16 protein-coding genes and 1 riboswitch are annotated in these 16,330 nt (G+C 55.2%); of the genes, 3 read left to right on the top strand and 13 right to left on the bottom strand.

Annotated elements, in window-relative coordinates; translation table 11 throughout:
• Positions 1–64: 64 nt before the first annotated feature.
• The gene (locus HMPREF1024_RS05330) at positions 65–1,012 is read right to left on the bottom strand and encodes a sugar-binding transcriptional regulator (protein ID WP_087674006.1); all 948 of its coding nucleotides are present in this window, start codon (positions 1,010–1,012) and stop codon (positions 65–67) included.
• Positions 1,013–1,361: 349 nt separating this feature from the next.
• Here HMPREF1024_RS05330 and rluF point away from each other — a divergent pair, with 349 nt between their 5' ends.
• Positions 1,362–2,237 (top strand): 23S rRNA pseudouridine(2604) synthase RluF, encoded by an 876-nt coding sequence (gene rluF / locus HMPREF1024_RS05335; protein ID WP_009309459.1) that lies wholly within the window; start codon positions 1,362–1,364, stop codon positions 2,235–2,237.
• On the opposite strand, the gene HMPREF1024_RS05340 is transcribed toward rluF, so the two are convergent.
• The 3 genes from HMPREF1024_RS05340 to lysC all read right to left on the bottom strand — a co-directional run bounded on the left by HMPREF1024_RS05340 (position 2,234) and on the right by lysC (position 5,040).
• Entirely contained in the window at positions 2,234–2,506 is a 273-nt protein-coding gene (locus tag HMPREF1024_RS05340; RefSeq protein ID WP_004177859.1) for a DUF3811 domain-containing protein, read from the bottom strand. The two genes, rluF and HMPREF1024_RS05340, sit on opposite strands and share 4 nt — an antisense overlap.
• 116 nt (positions 2,507–2,622) lie before the next feature.
• A complete protein-coding gene (gene panS, locus HMPREF1024_RS05345) occupies positions 2,623–3,552 on the bottom strand; it encodes a ketopantoate/pantoate/pantothenate transporter PanS (RefSeq protein ID WP_002884627.1) in 930 nt (309 codons plus the stop codon).
• A gap of 138 nt (positions 3,553–3,690) precedes the next feature.
• Positions 3,691–5,040 (bottom strand): lysine-sensitive aspartokinase 3, encoded by a 1,350-nt coding sequence (lysC, locus tag HMPREF1024_RS05350; RefSeq protein ID WP_004146591.1) that lies wholly within the window; start codon positions 5,038–5,040, stop codon positions 3,691–3,693.
• Positions 5,041–5,219: 179 nt separating this feature from the next.
• Positions 5,220–5,455, bottom strand: a riboswitch (Lysine riboswitch).
• 349 nt (positions 5,456–5,804) lie between these two features.
• Between lysC and pgi the strand changes: the two genes are divergently transcribed.
• Positions 5,805–7,454 carry a glucose-6-phosphate isomerase gene (gene pgi, locus HMPREF1024_RS05355; RefSeq protein ID WP_002884631.1) on the top strand — a complete coding sequence of 550 codons (1,650 nt, stop codon included), beginning with the start codon at positions 5,805–5,807 and terminating at the stop codon, positions 7,452–7,454.
• A gap of 49 nt (positions 7,455–7,503) precedes the next feature.
• Here the strand turns inward: pgi and HMPREF1024_RS05360 are convergent, their stop codons facing one another.
• From HMPREF1024_RS05360 to HMPREF1024_RS05385, 6 genes are all read right to left on the bottom strand, one after another.
• Positions 7,504–7,959 carry an acyltransferase gene (locus HMPREF1024_RS05360; protein WP_004177857.1) on the bottom strand — a complete coding sequence of 152 codons (456 nt, stop codon included), beginning with the start codon at positions 7,957–7,959 and terminating at the stop codon, positions 7,504–7,506.
• 8 nt (positions 7,960–7,967) lie between these two features.
• Positions 7,968–8,477: a GNAT family N-acetyltransferase gene (locus HMPREF1024_RS05365; RefSeq protein WP_004177856.1), complete on the bottom strand. Its 510-nt coding sequence runs from the start codon at positions 8,475–8,477 to the stop codon at positions 7,968–7,970.
• A 107-nt stretch (positions 8,478–8,584) separates the two neighbouring features.
• Positions 8,585–8,965, bottom strand: coding sequence for a Rid family detoxifying hydrolase (locus HMPREF1024_RS05370; RefSeq protein ID WP_009309458.1), 381 nt, complete (start codon positions 8,963–8,965; stop codon positions 8,585–8,587).
• Between the two features lie 20 nt (positions 8,966–8,985).
• Complete coding sequence (locus HMPREF1024_RS05375) at positions 8,986–9,306, bottom strand: AzlD domain-containing protein (RefSeq protein WP_004177855.1); 321 nt, start codon at positions 9,304–9,306, stop codon at positions 8,986–8,988.
• Positions 9,299–10,039, bottom strand: coding sequence for an AzlC family ABC transporter permease (locus tag HMPREF1024_RS05380; protein ID WP_002884644.1), 741 nt, complete (start codon positions 10,037–10,039; stop codon positions 9,299–9,301). Before HMPREF1024_RS05380 ends, HMPREF1024_RS05375 begins: the two co-directional genes overlap by 8 nt.
• Positions 10,040–10,122: 83 nt before the next feature.
• Positions 10,123–11,400, bottom strand: a complete 1,278-nt coding sequence (locus HMPREF1024_RS05385) for a serine dehydratase subunit alpha family protein (RefSeq protein ID WP_009309457.1) — start codon at positions 11,398–11,400, stop codon at positions 10,123–10,125.
• Positions 11,401–11,773: 373 nt separating this feature from the next.
• Here HMPREF1024_RS05385 and psiE point away from each other — a divergent pair, with 373 nt between their 5' ends.
• Complete coding sequence (psiE, locus tag HMPREF1024_RS05390; protein WP_002884721.1) at positions 11,774–12,184, top strand: phosphate-starvation-inducible protein PsiE; 411 nt, start codon at positions 11,774–11,776, stop codon at positions 12,182–12,184.
• Positions 12,185–12,375: 191 nt separating this feature from the next.
• On the opposite strand, the gene malG is transcribed toward psiE, so the two are convergent.
• From malG to malE, 3 genes are all read right to left on the bottom strand, one after another.
• Complete coding sequence (gene malG / locus HMPREF1024_RS05395) at positions 12,376–13,266, bottom strand: maltose ABC transporter permease MalG (protein ID WP_002884725.1); 891 nt, start codon at positions 13,264–13,266, stop codon at positions 12,376–12,378.
• 14 nt (positions 13,267–13,280) lie between these two features.
• Complete coding sequence (gene malF / locus HMPREF1024_RS05400; RefSeq protein ID WP_002884726.1) at positions 13,281–14,825, bottom strand: maltose ABC transporter permease MalF; 1,545 nt, start codon at positions 14,823–14,825, stop codon at positions 13,281–13,283.
• A 117-nt stretch (positions 14,826–14,942) separates the two neighbouring features.
• Positions 14,943–16,133: a maltose/maltodextrin ABC transporter substrate-binding protein MalE gene (gene malE, locus HMPREF1024_RS05405; protein ID WP_009309456.1), complete on the bottom strand. Its 1,191-nt coding sequence runs from the start codon at positions 16,131–16,133 to the stop codon at positions 14,943–14,945.
• Positions 16,134–16,330 lie beyond the last annotated feature (197 nt).

The following is a 16,330-nucleotide window of genomic DNA, read 5'->3' as shown; positions in this document are numbered from 1 at the left end:
CTCCCATTTCTTTAGATAAAGGGATCCCCCGCAGCGGGTGCTGCGTGAAATCATATCCTGTGTGTTATTTCAGTAATAACTCAGCCGTTTCTCTGTTAGTCACCAGACAATTAATATAGCGTCCGTGCAATGCGCCAAGAATGCCAGAGTATTTCTCTTCCCCCATGGCGATGCCGATGGAATAGCGAGCCTGGCGCAGCTTCGCCATTTCGATCGACAGGGTTTTTTCGCTCATATTGGTATCGACTAACCCGCCGTTAATATCGTAGAAACGCGAACAGATATCCCCGGCGACGTGGCGGGCGTTGAGATCGTCGCTCTCTTCGCTGCCGTAGAAGGCGTGCCAGTTTGCGCCGTCGCGAATGGCCGGTGAACCAATACCCACCAGCGCGACATCCAGGCTGTCCCAGTAGGATGAGATGGTTTTAAAGTGCTGGGACTGCATGATGCCGTTGCGGATCAGCGGGTTATCCAGCAGGGCTGGAAAATCGGCAAGGTGGGATTCCGCTTTCAGCCTGGCTGCCGCACCGTAGGTTAACGTGTTCACATGGTAGCGGCTCTCCAGTTTACCGGAAGGCCCGCCGATGATGGGGACGCAGATCACCTGGCGTGAGTGGCTGGCCTGCGGCAGGTTCTCCACCAGCGAACGCACGGCGCGGCCCCATGAAAAACCGATAATATCGCCGGGTTCCAGCAACCGATCGACAAGCAGGGCGCCATGCTGGCCCATCGCGCTCAGCTGTTCTTCTTCCAGCAGCCCATCGCTACTGGCAACCACCGCCTCTTTCAGACCAAATTTTTGCTTGAGCTGTTGTTCGAGCCACAGGTTCTCGTTGTAGTCATAGTTGATGGCGATGGTGACAATGCCCTGCTCACGGCCGCGCTTCAGCAGGCGACTAATGGTGGTGCGATAGATCCCCAGCTCGCGAGCGATTTGCGCCTGGGTCATATCCTGCTCGTAATAGAGCTGGGCGATTTTGACAATCAACCGGATATCGTCACTGTTTTCCATAGTCATCTGCTGGCTCCTGCACATTTGTGCAAATCGCGGGTTTGTGCTGTTGATCTGATATAACCCTATTAGAGCCGCCGTTTGAAGCGATTTTCTTTTATTTCATCACCCTAATCTGGCGAATAATCTTGCACATTTGCGTTATCAATAGCGGGTTGTTGGCACCTTTGTGCATTGCACGCTAAATCGCTGATTCTGTGATATTTCATCATGCAAAGTTGCCAGGCGTTGAGCGGGACACTTTTGTGAAAAAAGGCGTAGTCGATCACACCTTGCGCCGGAGGGCGCAAAGGCACATCTTTTTTCTCGCCCACAAGGTAGGGTATATTTCGCTTTTACAGGAGAATCTATGCTGCCCGACTCATCAACCCGATTAAATAAATACATCAGCGAAAGCGGCATCTGCTCGCGTCGCGAAGCGGACCGCTTTATTGAACAAGGCAACGTCTTTATCAATGGCAAGCGCGCCACCATTGGCGATCAGGTGAAGCCTGGCGATTTAGTCAAAGTTAACGGACGGTTGATTGAGCCGCGTGAAGCGGATGATCTGGTGCTGATTGCGCTGAATAAGCCGGTCGGCATTGTGAGCACCACGGAAGACGGCGAGCGCGACAACATTGTCGATTTCGTCAACCACAGCAAGCGTATCTTCCCTATTGGCCGTCTGGATAAAGATTCTCAGGGGCTGATCTTCCTCACCAACCACGGCGATCTGGTGAACAAGATCCTGCGCGCCGGCAACGACCATGAAAAAGAGTATCTGGTGACGGTCGATAAGCCGGTGACCGATGAGTTCATTCGCGGCATGGGCGCGGGGGTGCCGATTCTCGGGACCGTGACGAAAAAATGTAAAGTGAAGAAAGAGGCGCCGTTCGTTTTCCGCATCACTCTGGTGCAGGGACTGAATCGCCAGATCCGTCGCATGTGCGAGCACTTTGGCTATGAAGTGACGAAGCTTGAGCGTACGCGGATCATGAACGTCAGCCTGACGGGGATCCCGCTGGGAGAGTGGCGCGATCTGACCGATGACGAGCTGATCGACCTGTTCAAGCTGATTGAAAACTCCTCTTCCGAAGCGAAGCCGAAAGCCAGGCCGAAGCCTAAAGCGGCGACCCCCGGGATCAAGCGCCCGGTAGTGAAAATGGAAAATAGCAACGATAAGGGCCGCCCGGCTGGCAACGGGAAACGTTTCACCCAGCCGGGACGTAAAAAGAAAGGTCGTTAACGCCTGCCGCGGGTTGGCGTATTCGCCGACCAGGAAAAGGTCGCTTCCTTATCCGTTTTATAAGCCTGCTGTTTTTTCACCTGGCGGGCTTTCTTCGCTTCCGCTTCACGCTGCGCCATCAGCTTATCGATATATTCCTTTTTCACGCTGTTCGTTTCCGCATTGCTCAGCGGGCGGCCATGCGCAATACGCGCGCGGTCAAGCAGCGTTTTCAATTCGCGCTGTTCGCGCTCGGTCATCTCTTTTTGTGTAATACGGGGGAGTGCCATGGTGGTGCCCTCAGTCAGACCAGAGCACCCAGTGTACGGCAATGAATATTTTACTGATAGACTGTATGGCAACTAAAGCAGGCACACGCCCGGGCCTGCGCCCGGACGTATCACGCTCAGCGCTTGTCGGCTTTTTTGGCGATGGGCTTTCCTGACCAGTACCCGGCCAGCAGCGAACCGGACAGGTTATGCCAGACGGAGAACAGCGCGCCCGGCAGCGCCGCCAGCGGGCCGAAGTAAATTTTACCCAGCGCGGCCGCCAGGCCGGAGTTCTGCATCCCCACCTCGATCGCCAGCGTACGGCAGGTGGATTCATCAAAACCAAACAGACGTCCGCCCCAGTACCCGCCAAGCAGACCAATAGTGTTATGCAGGATCACCGCGATAATCACCACCAGGCCGACGGAGGCGATATGGGCGGCGGAACCCGCCACCACCGCGCTGATGATCGCCAGAATGCACACCATCGAGAAGGCGGGCAGGAACGGCTCTACCGCTTTCACCACCTTCGGCAGCAGATGATGGACAATCAGTCCCAGCGCGATGGGAATGACCACAATCTGCAGAATGCTGAGCAACATGCCCATGACGTCGACCTGAATATGCGCGTCGACGTACAGACGGGTGAGCAGCGGTGTCGCCACGACGCCGACGAGGGTGGAGACCGAGGAGATGGTCACCGACAGCGCCACATCCCCTTTGGCAAGAAAGATCATCACGTTGGAGGCGGTCCCGCTGGCGACGCTGCCGACCAGCACCATCCCGGCGGAAAGCTCCGGCGGCATATGAAACAGCAGCGCCAGCAGCCAGGCGGCGAGCGGCATCACCAGATAATGGAGAAAGATCCCCGCAGCGACCGGCGCCGGGCGCGACAGGACGCGTTTGAAATCCTCCAGCTTCAGATGCACGCCCATACCGAACATGATCAGCATCAGCAGGGTGGTGACCCATGGGCCAATTGGGGTGAAGGTGGTGGGAGTGTAATAGGCCAGAACGGAGAGCAGCAGTGCCCATAACGGGAACAGCCGCGTCAGAGTTGCGAGCATGTTGTGTTCCTTGCGATACGCGAACCGGGCCGCGCCATCCCGATGGGCGGCGAGCAGGTCAGCTGGTTGTGTTGATATTGTTATAAAAAAGCCGGGTTCGAGCCCGGCTATAGGTATTGTTTATCGTGCTAAGGAATTTTATTCAAACAAATTATGATGCAGCTTCTGCACAACCTTCTCCGCATCGTCGCCCGGCACCAGGAAGCACAGGTTGTGGCTGGAGGCGCCATAGCAGATCATGCGGATGTTAAACGGCTCGAGGACGCCAAAGACCTCTTTGCCGACGCCGCAGGCTTTCGACAGCTCATTGCCAATCAGGGCGACCAGCGCCAGATTTTCTTCCACTTCCACGCGGCACAGCGAAGAGAGCTCGGTCAGCAGCGCCTGGGTCAGCAGGGTATCGCCCGCAGAGGTCGAGCCGGTGGTGTCCATGGTCAGGGCCACGCTCACTTCGGAGGTGGTGATCAAATCAACTGAGATGTTATGGCGCGCCAGAATACCGAACACTTCGGCGAGGAAGCCGCGGGAGTGCAGCATATTCAGGCTGTGCAGCGTCAGCAGCGTTTGCCGGCGACGCAGCGCCAGCGCGCGGAACAGCGGCGGGTTCTCGGTGGTTTTACACACCAGCGTACCGCCCGCTTTAGGCTCTTTACTGGAGCCGACAAACACCGGGATATCGCTGCGCACGGCAGGCAGCAGGGTCGCCGGATGCAGCACTTTGGCGCCAAAGGTGGCCATTTCCGCTGCCTCTTCAAAGGCGATGACGTCGATGCGTTTCGCCGCCGGCGCGACGCGCGGGTCGGTAGTATAGATCCCCGGGACATCGGTCCAGATATCGACGCGGGTGGCATTCAGCGCTTCGCCGAGCAGAGCGGCGGTATAATCGCTGCCGCCGCGGCCGAGGGTGGTGGTGCGGCCTTTCGCTTCGCTGCCGATAAAGCCCTGGGTCACCACCAGGCCTTCCGCCAGGCGCGGCGCCAGCTGCTGCTGGGTCAGTTCGGCGACGGCGGCAATGTCCGGTTCGGCGCGGCCAAAGCGATCGTTAGTGCGCAGCACTTTACGGGCGTCAAACCACTGCGCCTGAATACCGCGTTCACGCAGAATTTCCACAAACAGCAGGGTAGACATCAGTTCGCCATGGCTGACCAGTTCGTCAGTCAGGGCGGTTGAGGAGGCGAGCGCGGCGGCTTCCGCCAGCGTCGTGATATTTTCCAGCAAGCGCTCAATCTCTTCGCGGATCACGTTGGGATAACGCAAACGCTCCAGAATATTGAACTGGATCTGACGCAGAGCGTCCAGCTGGGAAAAACGTTCGGTGGGTTCCAGCCCTCCCGCTAAGGCCACCAGAATGTTGGTCACGCCGGCAGAGGCGGAGAGCACAACAATACGGGTATTGGCATCGAGCAGCGCCACATCGATGCTGCGGTTCATTGCGTCAAAATCAGCAACGCTGGTGCCGCCAAATTTGGCGACGACTAGATCTGTCATAACAACCTCGTGTCAGGGGGCCTGACTTATTAAAACGATTCCTGAGCACCGATCCTGGCAGGGGCTGGACGCCGCCGGATCGCAACAAAATGTCTTAATAAGCCAGGCCAAATTATTCAGCCATGGCACAAGGGAAGAGCGATAAACAGGGTGGCGCAGAGTGATAAACAACTACGATGTCACCCAGAAGTGCTCCACCTTGTAGACCCGACTCACCGCTTTGGGCGCTGAGGTGTTCGGGTATGAAACGCCCGACTGCGAACGTTTCTGGTGACAACCCAGGGGATTCAGCCCCTGTGGCCGGCGAGGAGCGTGACCAGACGCTCTTTCACCTCGGCGTTGCTCCCCCTCACGTATCTTCCCCGGACTGGTTCCTCCAATACGGTTACCTGGGCAACGCACCTCTTCTGGCAATTACTGACGTCTTTCACCTGGCCGGGGGAACAGGGACATTATATCCCCCGCGAATACCCTTTCGCTGTAGCGTGAAATGCGCGAGCAATAGATACCTACCAATACGTAAGCACTGCGGATATATAAAGGCTTAACGCCAGCTATGTCAACGCTGCGGTTATGCGGATTTTTCATGCCTCTGCGGCTAACAGAAAAAAGCCTTATGATAGCTATACTAATGGGGCTTTTTACTCCGTTTTGACCCGATTCCTGACCGGCGTCAGGGTCAAGTCACAAAAATCATCACAATTTTCCGTCACCGGCGCTACAATCGACCGAAGTCACAATCTCAAATCAGAAGAGTATTGCTAATGAAAAACATCAACCCAACGCAGACCTCTGCCTGGCAGGCATTACAGAAACACTTCGACGAAATGAAAGATGTCACTATCAGCGAGCTTTTCGCCAAAGATAGCGACCGTTTTTCTAAATTTTCCGCGACGTTCGACGATCTGATGCTGGTGGACTTCTCCAAAAACCGCATCACTGAAGAGACGCTGGCTAAACTGCAGGATCTGGCGAAAGAGACTGACCTGGCGGGCGCTATCAAGTCGATGTTCTCAGGTGAGAAGATCAACCGCACCGAAGACCGCGCGGTACTGCACGTCGCGCTGCGTAACCGCAGCAATACGCCGATTGTGGTTGATGGCAAAGATGTGATGCCGGAAGTGAACGCTGTGCTGGAGAAGATGAAAACCTTCTCCGAAGCGATTATCTCCGGTAGCTGGAAAGGCTACACCGGCAAACCGATCACCGACGTGGTTAACATCGGTATCGGCGGCTCCGACCTCGGTCCTTTCATGGTGACCGAGGCGCTGCGTCCGTATAAAAACCACCTCAACATGCACTTTGTCTCTAACGTCGATGGCACCCATATCGCCGAAGTGCTGAAGAACGTGAATCCGGAAACGACTCTGTTCCTGGTGGCGTCCAAGACTTTCACTACCCAGGAAACCATGACCAACGCCCACAGCGCGCGCGACTGGTTCCTGGCAACCGCGGGCGACGACAAGCACGTGGCGAAACACTTCGCCGCGCTTTCCACCAACGCGAAAGCGGTTGGCGAGTTCGGCATCGACACCGCCAACATGTTCGAATTCTGGGACTGGGTTGGCGGCCGTTACTCCCTGTGGTCGGCGATTGGTCTGTCCATCATTCTCTCCGTGGGCTTCGACAACTTCGTTGAGCTGCTGTCCGGCGCGCATGCGATGGATAAGCACTTCTCCACCACTCCGGCGGAGAAAAACCTGCCGGTGCTGCTGGCGCTGATCGGCATCTGGTACAACAACTTCTTCGGTGCGGAAACCGAAGCGATTCTGCCGTACGACCAGTACATGCACCGCTTTGCCGCTTACTTCCAGCAGGGCAACATGGAGTCCAACGGTAAGTATGTTGACCGTAACGGCCACGCGGTAGACTACCAGACTGGCCCAATCATCTGGGGTGAGCCGGGCACCAACGGTCAGCACGCGTTCTACCAGCTGATCCACCAGGGCACCAAAATGGTACCGTGCGATTTCATCGCTCCGGCTATCACCCACAACCCGCTGTCTGACCACCATCAGAAACTGCTGTCTAACTTCTTCGCCCAGACCGAGGCCCTGGCCTTTGGTAAATCCCGCGAAGTGGTTGAGCAGGAATATCGCGATCAGGGTAAAGACCCGGCGACCCTGGAGCACGTGGTGCCGTTCAAAGTGTTCGAAGGTAACCGCCCGACTAACTCCATCCTGCTGCGTGAGATCACCCCGTTCAGCCTCGGGGCGCTGATTGCCCTGTACGAGCACAAAATCTTCACCCAGGGCGCGATCCTCAACATCTTCACCTTTGACCAGTGGGGCGTTGAGCTGGGCAAACAGCTGGCTAACCGCATCCTGCCGGAGCTGAAAGACGGCAGCGAAGTTAGCAGCCACGACAGCTCTACTAACGGCCTGATTAACCGTTATAAAGCCTGGCGCGCATAACGCTTGCGCAGCTAAGACGGAATGCCGACCCTTTGGTCGGCATTTTTATTTATAGCCGCCGCAGCAGCCTCGCCGGATTCCCCGCCCACACGCCTTTCTCGGTAATGGACTTCGTTACCACGCTGCCCGCGCCTATCACCACCCCATCGCAGATGCTGACGGCCAGAATCGTGGCGCCGCTGCCGATCGACACGTCATCGCCAATCTCGATCCGCCCCCAGCTGGCGCGGTCGGCGTTTGGTTTACCCTCGCGAAACAGGTCGTTGGCAAACATCACGCCGTGACCGATAAAGCAGCGCTGGCCGATGGTGACGTACTCGCAGATAAAGGTATGGGATTGAATTTTACTGTTCGCGCCGATGCGGGTATTCCCCTGGATCTCAACGAACGGCCCGACGAAGACGTTATCGCCGAGCTGGCAATCATAGAGGTTGGCGGGCTGGTAAATAACGACATTTTCCCCACAAACGACGTTACGTACGCCGGTATCACGAAGCTCAGGCATAGTTCCTCTCAAATAGGTTTGGCCAGAATATGTAAGGTGCTTTGCTGGCTGGCGGAGTGGAAAGTCGTGTCTCTGATGTGCTGCATCCCCTGGCGTTCGTAAAAACGGCGCGCGGCGGGATTCGCGGCGAGTACTTCCAGCCACAGCCAGCTTTCACCGGCCGTTTTTGCTCGCGTCTCGACGGCGTGAAAAATATGCTCGCCGTAGCGGTGGCCAGTCTTCCCCGGCATCAGGTAGAGCTTATGCAGCAGCGTACCAATCTTGCCGTCGTCAGCCATTCGCTGCTGATAGCTATATTTAGCGAAACCAACAGGAGAGGGGGCTTCGGCGATGAGCCAGTGTTGGGTCGCATCCGCAAGACTCCGACGTAGCGCATCTTCGGCATATTCTTGCTTAAGAAATAACGCCAGTTCATCGGCATCGCGCCAGAGATGAGCAAAGTGGTGATGATAGCTGGCATAGCCCATCGCGCTAAGCTGGGGCGCGTCCTCGGGACATGCCTGTCGAATAGTTAACATGCTGCGTTCCTCGCGTCGTTCTGCGGCTATATTGCCTGTAAAGTGAACAATGTGGAACGACAAAAATCGGTGGGAGAAGGCTGGAGGCGCTCCCTCCAGCCTGGGGGTTAGCGGGCGAAAGCGATCGCTTCGATTTCGATGCCGGCATCTTTCGGTAACCTTGCTACCTCCACACAGGAGCGCGCCGGAAAGGCCGCCTGGTGTTCGATAAAGAAGGCCTCGTAGGCGGCATTGATGGCGGCAAAATCCGCCAGGTCTTTGACAAACACCGTAGTTTTAACGATCTGCCCGACCGTGAGTCCGGCAGCTTCAACGATGGCTTTCACATTTTCCAGTGATTGCCGCGCCTGTTCGGCAATGTCCTCGGGCATGGTGCCGTCCAGCGGATTAATCGGCAGCTGACCGGAGGTGATGGTCATCGCGCCGAGATTGACGCCCTGCACGTACGGGCCGATAGCAGCAGGCGCGTCAGCGGTGGTAATAATCATACGGTTTATCCTTCAAACGGTTACATAAAATAATTTAACAACACCAGCGAGCCGACGCCGCTCACTACCACCCACACCAGACCTAAACGGAAGCTGGCGAGCGTGCAGATGATGGCGGCGATCACCTTCGGATTTTTTAAGTCGAACTCCATGCTGGAATTCACGCTCAGGATCTGAATGGTGATGATGGCCGGCAGAACAGTGACCGGCACGAAGCGTAGCGTTTTGGTCACCCGCTCGGACATCTGGATCTTGCCGGCCAGGCCGATAAACGAGAAACGGATGAGAAAAGTCACCGCGGCCATGCCCAGCGTCAGGGCGATAAAATAGCTATTACTCATTTTCCATCGCCTCCACTAACGGCATATCGGATTCGGTTTTTGCCATCTGCTTGCGCTCTTCCGCCAGGTCGACGCACAGGCCGGCGAGGACGCCAAGCACTGAGGCGACGACGATACCCAGCGAATAGGGTAGGACCACTAACAGCACGCCGGAAACGGCGGCTACAACCGCGGCGACGGTGCAGGCCTGGCTTTTAATTTGCGGCACCACGATGGCGATAAAGGCGGCGACCATGGCGAAATCGAGACCGTATTTCTCAATGTGGGGAAACGAGGCGCCGACCAGCGCGCCAAGAAAATCAGCCAGCACCCAAATCGCCCAGAAGGTAATCATCGCCGAACCATAAAACAGATATTTTTCCTTTTTATTTCCTTCCATCTCTTTGACGGTGGTGGCATACACCTCGTCGGTGAGCGCATAGGACATAAAGCATTTTTTAAAGAATGAAGCTTCGCGCACGCTGCCGGAAATAGAGGCGCTATACAGCACGTGGCGAAGATTGATAATTAATGTGGTGAAAATAATCACGCCGAGCGTGGCGCCGGTTTTTAACATATTCAGTGCCAGCATTTGCGCCGAGCCGGCAATGACGATCGCCGACCACGCCGTACTCTGCCAGACGCTCATGCCCGCGCTAACGCTTAATGCGCCGACAATAAATGAAAATGGAAAGTCGCCGATGCATAGGGGCATAATAGCGCTGGCGCCGCGGAAGATGACTTTTTTATTCATCTGCTATACCTGCTAATTTATAAATAATAGTGTGGGTAGAGTACGTTAATCGGGACCTGCTCTTTCAGGCCCGTGAAATGGTATTATTTAGCGACCATAATGCTGATAATTTCTTTATCGGTGAGAGTCATTGGTTTAATCACCAGACGGCACAGGTTATTAATAGTCTGCTCGACATCGGCGCAGACAATACCGTCATTGGCGCCAGCGCAGCTATTTTGCATGGCCATTAGTACCGCCTTAAAGGCGCTGGAGACCACTGACGAGACTTTCATCGCGCAGCTGTTGGAAGCGCCATCACAAATCATGCCGGTAATATCGCTGACCATATTAATAATCGCGGTATTAATGGTGTTGATGTCGCGGGTAAACAGCCAGGCCATACCGGCGGCGGCGCCCATAGCGGCGGTTGAGGCTGCGCATAGCGCAGATAAGCGCGTATAACGAGAATGAATTGAGATGGCGGTGAGATGAGAGAGAGACAAAGCGCGAGCCAGGGTCTCTTCATCGGCGCCGAGATGCTCTGCAACCACCACTACCGGCATGGTTGCTGTAATGCCCTGATTGCCTGAACCGAAGTTAGACATCGCTACCACCGGCGCGCCGCCCATGCGGGCATCTGAAGCGGCGACGGTGTTGATGATCACCTTGCTTAACAGATCGTTGCTCATCAGGCCGTTTTTCACTGCGTCAGAAAAGGTACCGTTAATGTTCAGGCCATATTTTTTTGTTTTGCCTTCTGCCGCCAGCGCGGAGTTTAAGCGCGCGGCGTCGAGAATAAAGCGAATATCATTAAAGTCGACGCTATTAATAAATTCGTAAGCCTGTTGTAGCGAGAAAGTGGGCAGCGTTTCGCGCTGGGTGCGCGTATTCTGTTTTTCGCTTAATGGCTGCGGCTGGCCATTAATATAAAGTTCGACCACGTTGGTGTGGGTTCCTTTGACCACGACACGACAGCAATTCTCGCCAGCAGAGAGGGTTAAATCGAGATGGATAAAATCCGGGGTCTCTTCGACGGCAATATCAACGGCGTTATTGGCGATCAGCTTCTGCGCCATTTCAACGTGTCGCGGAGTGATATCTTCCAGCGTTTTTAATCCCTTTTGCGGGTCGCCGCCAAATGCGCCAATTGCGGCTGCCAGCGGTACACCGCAAACGGTGGTGCCGGGTATGGTGACGCCCATCGCGTTTTTATAAAGATTGGCGGAAATAAAACCGCTAATTTTAGTGCAAGGCTGATCCAGATATTGTGCGGCGTAGGCGGCCGCGAAGGAAATAGCGACGGGTTCAGTACAACCTAAAGCCGGGGCGACCTCTTGTTTGAGCCATTTTACGTACAGGGAAGCGTTATCGGTGTTCATAATGATTTAATGTCCAAAATTAAATTTTATTCAGCTGCGATAATGCTAAGACAAAAGATAAGAAAAAACTTACCCTAATAACCATAAAAAGACTGTGGTTTGGAGAAAAATTTTATCTTACGGGAGGTTTTAAGATACACCTGTTTCAAAAAGTAAACTTTTTATATCTCAGTTAGTTGGGTTGATTCGTTCTAAGCGTAACGGATGATTTTGTTAATCTGCTCACAGCGTTGCTGGAAGGACAATTTTCTCTTGTTCGTACTTTTCGAATCAATAGCCCAGAGATAGCGTAAGACGAAGGAATCATAGGTAGATCTGGATCACACTTTTGCGCTATACAGATCGACAACGTTCATGCATTTGAGGTGTCACTATGCCGTCGGTATATCGTCCGCTGGTTAATTTCGTTGCGAAGGCCATGCAGGCCGTGCTGAATCTGGCACTGCTGTGCCTGGGAATTATTCTGGTGGTGTTCCTGGGAAAGGAGACCCTGCATCTGGCGCACGTACTGTTTACGCCGGAGCCGGTGAGTAAGTACAAGCTGGTCGAAGGGCTGGTGGTCTATTTTCTCTACTTTGAGTTTATCGCGCTGATTGTTAAATATTTTGAATCCGGTTTTCACTTTCCACTGCGCTATTTCGTCTATATCGGTATTACCGCAATTGTGCGGCTTATTATCGTCGATCATGAGTCGCCGCTGGCGGTTCTCATTTACTCCGCGGCGATCCTGATCCTGGTGATTACGCTCTGGCTGTGTAACTCCAATCGCCTGAAACGCGAATAAAAAAAAGCGGCCTCCAGGGCCGCTGACCAACAGTCACAAATAGAATTTATGTAGGGTCCAGTTGAGGATAGCAGTGGCATTGACCTTACTTTTTCAGCTGAGGGCGACGGCGACAATACCCGGTTGGGGTCGTGTATTGCGGCTAGACCGTCGGCCCTCCTCTGAAATTTGGGGCCGGTGTTACAAAAAAATTAACCTTTCACTCCACCCGCCGTCAGGCCATTAACCAGCCAGCGCTGCGCCAGCAGGAAGACAACCGTGATCGGAATGGCGGAGAGCACCGCCGCGGCGGCAAAGTCGCCCCACAGATAGTTCTGCGGGTTGAGATACTGTTGCATACCTACCGCCAGGGTATAGCTGTTCACATCGCGCAGCAGCAGCGAGGCGACCGGCACTTCGGTGATGGCCGCGATGAACGACAGAATAAACACGACTGCCAGAATCGGCACCGACAGCGGCAGCAGCACGAGGCGGAAAGCCTGCCATGGGGTCGCGCCATCCAGCGCCGCCGCTTCTTCCAGCGAGCCATCGATGGTTTCGAAGTAGCCTTTAATCGTCCAGACGTGCAGCGCGATACCGCCCATGTAGGCAAAGATGACGCCGCCGTGGGTGTTGAGGCCGACGAACGGGATGTACTGGCCCAGGCGGTCAAACAACGCGTACAGGGCAACCAGCGATAGCACCGCCGGGAACATCTGGAAAATCAGCATCCCTTTCAGCAGGGTCGCTTTCCCCGGGAAGCGCATACGGGCGAAAGCGTAAGCGCAGGTGGTGGAGAGAGCGACGATACCGATCGCGGTGATCCCGGCGACCTTAATCGAGTTCCACAGCCACAGCAGGACCGGGAACGGCGGCGGCGTGACGCGGCCATCGGCGTGTTCGACGCTGAAGCCTAACGCCAGACGCCAGTGCTCCCAGGAGATGGTATCCGGGATCAGGCTGCCGGTGGCGAAGTTACCCTCGCGCAGCGAGATGGCGATAACCATCAGCAGCGGAAACATAATCGCGGCGATAAAAATAAGTAGCAGGAGATGCGTGGTAAATAAACGTAGCTTCTGCGATTTGGGTTGGACCATAGCCATTATCGTTATCTCCCTTAATCAAACTTCATGCGCGTGGCTTTCAGATTCACAATCGCTAACGCGCCAACCAGCAGGAAGATAAGCGTTGCGATAGCCGCCGCCAGGCCGAAGTCCTGACCGCCGCCGCCTTCAAAGGCGATGCGATAGGTGTAGCTCACCAGCAGGTCGGTATAACCGGCCGGGGTGGTGGTGCCGAGACGGTCCGGACCGCCGTTGGTCAACAATTGAATCAGGACGAAGTTGTTAAAGTTAAAGGCGAAGCTGGCGATCATCAGCGGCGTTAGCGGCTTAATCAGCAGCGGGAAGGTAATTTTAAAGAAGTTCTGGAACGGGCCGGCGCCATCCATTGCCGACGCTTCGTACAGATCGTCCGGAATCGCCTTCAGCAGCCCCATGCACAGGATCATCATGTACGGGTAGCCTAGCCAGGTGTTGACGATGATGATCATGGTGCGCGCGGTGGTCGGGTCGCTAAACCAGGCCGGCTTAATGCCGAACAGCGTGCTGAGCATCATGTTGATTTCACCAAAGCTCTGGTTGAACAGCCCTTTGAAAATCAGAATCGAAATAAACGACGGTACGGCGTACGGCAGAATCAGCAGGACGCGATAAATCGCTTTGCCTTTCAGCGCTTCCCACTGCACCAGGCAGGCGAGGATCATCCCCACCGCGACGGTCAGCACCACGGTCAGTACCGAGAACACCACCGTCCAGACGAAGATCGCGAAGAACGGTTTCTGAATGCCTTCATCGTGGAAGACGCGGGTAAAGTTGTCCCAGCCGATAGTCACAGTGTAGCCCGGGCTCAGCTTCTCATTGCCCCAGCTGCCGTCGGCGTTAATTGACTGGTAGAAGCCGACGTCGTTGTTCGGGCGGTATTTAACGTGGGTCTGATTGTTGGTCAGTACCCCGTCTTCGCCGAGGGTATACAGAGGCTGGGTACCGGAGAACTGGCGCAGGGAGCTCATGATGACTTTGCTGTCATCCGGCAGCACAGCGGTCAGCTGGTTCAGCGCGGTGCGATTCTGGGTAATCACGCGCAGGTTGGCGCGCTCGCCTTCCGGCAGGGCGTCGGTTTCTTTTAACGCCAGCTTCTGCTCGCCGCCAAATTTAAAGGCGTCAGAAAGGTAGTTTTTACCGCTTTCGCCGTCAGTCAGCGCCAGCTTCCACTCGTCACCCGCCGGGATCAACGTGAAATTGTAGGCTTTGCCGGCCTGGAAGGAACGATCCATCAGCACCTGCTGCGCACGCTCAAAGGTCAGCTGGTTGGTGCTGCTGTAGTTGGTAAACGCGATAGCGATAGTGCAGATCAGCGGAAACAGGACAAACAGGCCCATGCCGGCGAGGCCGGGATAAACATAGCGCCAGGCATAAGCCTTGCGATTAGCGAAAATATACAGGCCAACTGAGCTTAAAATCAGCGTCATGATGGCGAACAGGTACTCCCCCTGGGCGTACATCAAAACAACAAGGTAACCCACCAGCAGGCACAGTAAGCCAATCACAGACCATGTGAGTTGCGGGCTTTGCCACCAGTGTCTCTTTTTAACGGCATCCATGGGGATCATCCTCTACAGCGGTGAAAACTGATTTGTCAGGTGGCGCTTCGCTTACCTGACCTACGGTCCGAGCCGTAGTGGTAGGGCGGGTAGGCGCACGCGCCACCCGCCGTTTTCTTACTTAGTGATACGGCTCTGTGCATCTTTCAGCGCAGCATCGACAGTCTGGCGACCGCTGGCGGCGTTGATAACCGCGGTACGAACGGCATACCAGAAGGCAGACATCTGCGGGATGTTAGGCATGATTTCGCCTTTCTGGGCGTTCGCCATGGTGGCAGCGATGCGCGGATCTTTTTCCAGTTTTTCCTGGAAGGATTTCAGCGCCACGGCACCCAGCGGTTTGTCGTTGTTAACGGCTTCCAGACCCTGATCGGTCATCAGGTAGTTTTCGAGGAACTCTTTGGCCAGCTCTTTGTTCGGGCTGGCGGCGTTGATCCCCGCGCTCAGCACGCCAACGAACGGTTTCGATGGTTTGCCTTTAAAGGTTGGCAGCAGGGTCACGCCGTAGTTAACCTTGCTCTTATCGATGTTAGACCACGCCCACGGACCGTTGATGGTCATCGCGGTTTCGCCTTTGTTGAAGGCCGCTTCCGCGATGGAGTAATCGGTATCGGCATTCATGTGCTTGTTCTTGATCAGGTCAACCAGGAAGGTCAGGCCCGCTTTCGCGCCTGCGCTGTCCACGCCGACGTCTTTCACATCGTACTTGCCGTTTTCAAACTTGAACGCGTATCCGCCGTCGGCAGCGATCAGCGGCCAGGTGAAGTACGGTTCCTGCAGGTTGAACATTAGCGCGCTCTTACCTTTCGCTTTCAGTTCTTTATCCAGCGCCGGGATCTCTTCCCAGGTCTTCGGCGGGTTCGGCACCAGGTCTTTGTTGTAAATCAGGGACAGGGCTTCGACTGCGATCGGGTAGGCGATCAGTTTGCCGTTATAGCGAACCGCATCCCAGGTGAACGGATAGAGTTTGTCCTGGAACGTTTTGTCCGGGGTGATTTCCGCCAGCAGGCCCGACTGCGCGTAGCCGCCGAAACGGTCATGGGCCCAGAAAATGATGTCCGGGCCGTCGCCGGTCGCCGCAACCTGCGGGAATTTCTCTTCCAGCTTGTCCGGGTGTTCTACGGAAACTTTAATGCCGGTGTCTTTTTCAAACTTTTTACCCACTTCAGCGAGGCCGTTGTAGCCTTTGTCGCCGTTAATCCAGATAACCAGCTTACCTTCTTCAATTTTTGCGAGGGCAGAGGCGGAAAACATCATCGTGGTCAGTGCCGACAGCGCGAGGATGCGAGCGCCAGTTTTGATTTTCATATACCCGTCCTTTTTGGTGTTGTACTCGTGGATACACTTCGGTGGCTTAACGATGATGAGTTTCCTTTTTTAACAACCCCTTTCCATCCTCCCCTGGTCTACGCCCCACCCGCTGGTTGTGTGATCTCCATTGCAAAAACGGCCGTATTGCGTCCTGGAGCACAGAAAAAAGCGCCCAATTTTGTCGCCTCCATCAC

This window comes from Klebsiella sp. 4_1_44FAA (assembly GCF_000238715.1).
Taxonomy (GTDB): Bacteria; Pseudomonadota; Gammaproteobacteria; order Enterobacterales; family Enterobacteriaceae; genus Klebsiella; species Klebsiella pneumoniae.
The sequence above is the reverse complement of the archived record's forward strand: the minus strand, read 5'-3'. Positions and strand labels throughout refer to the sequence as shown.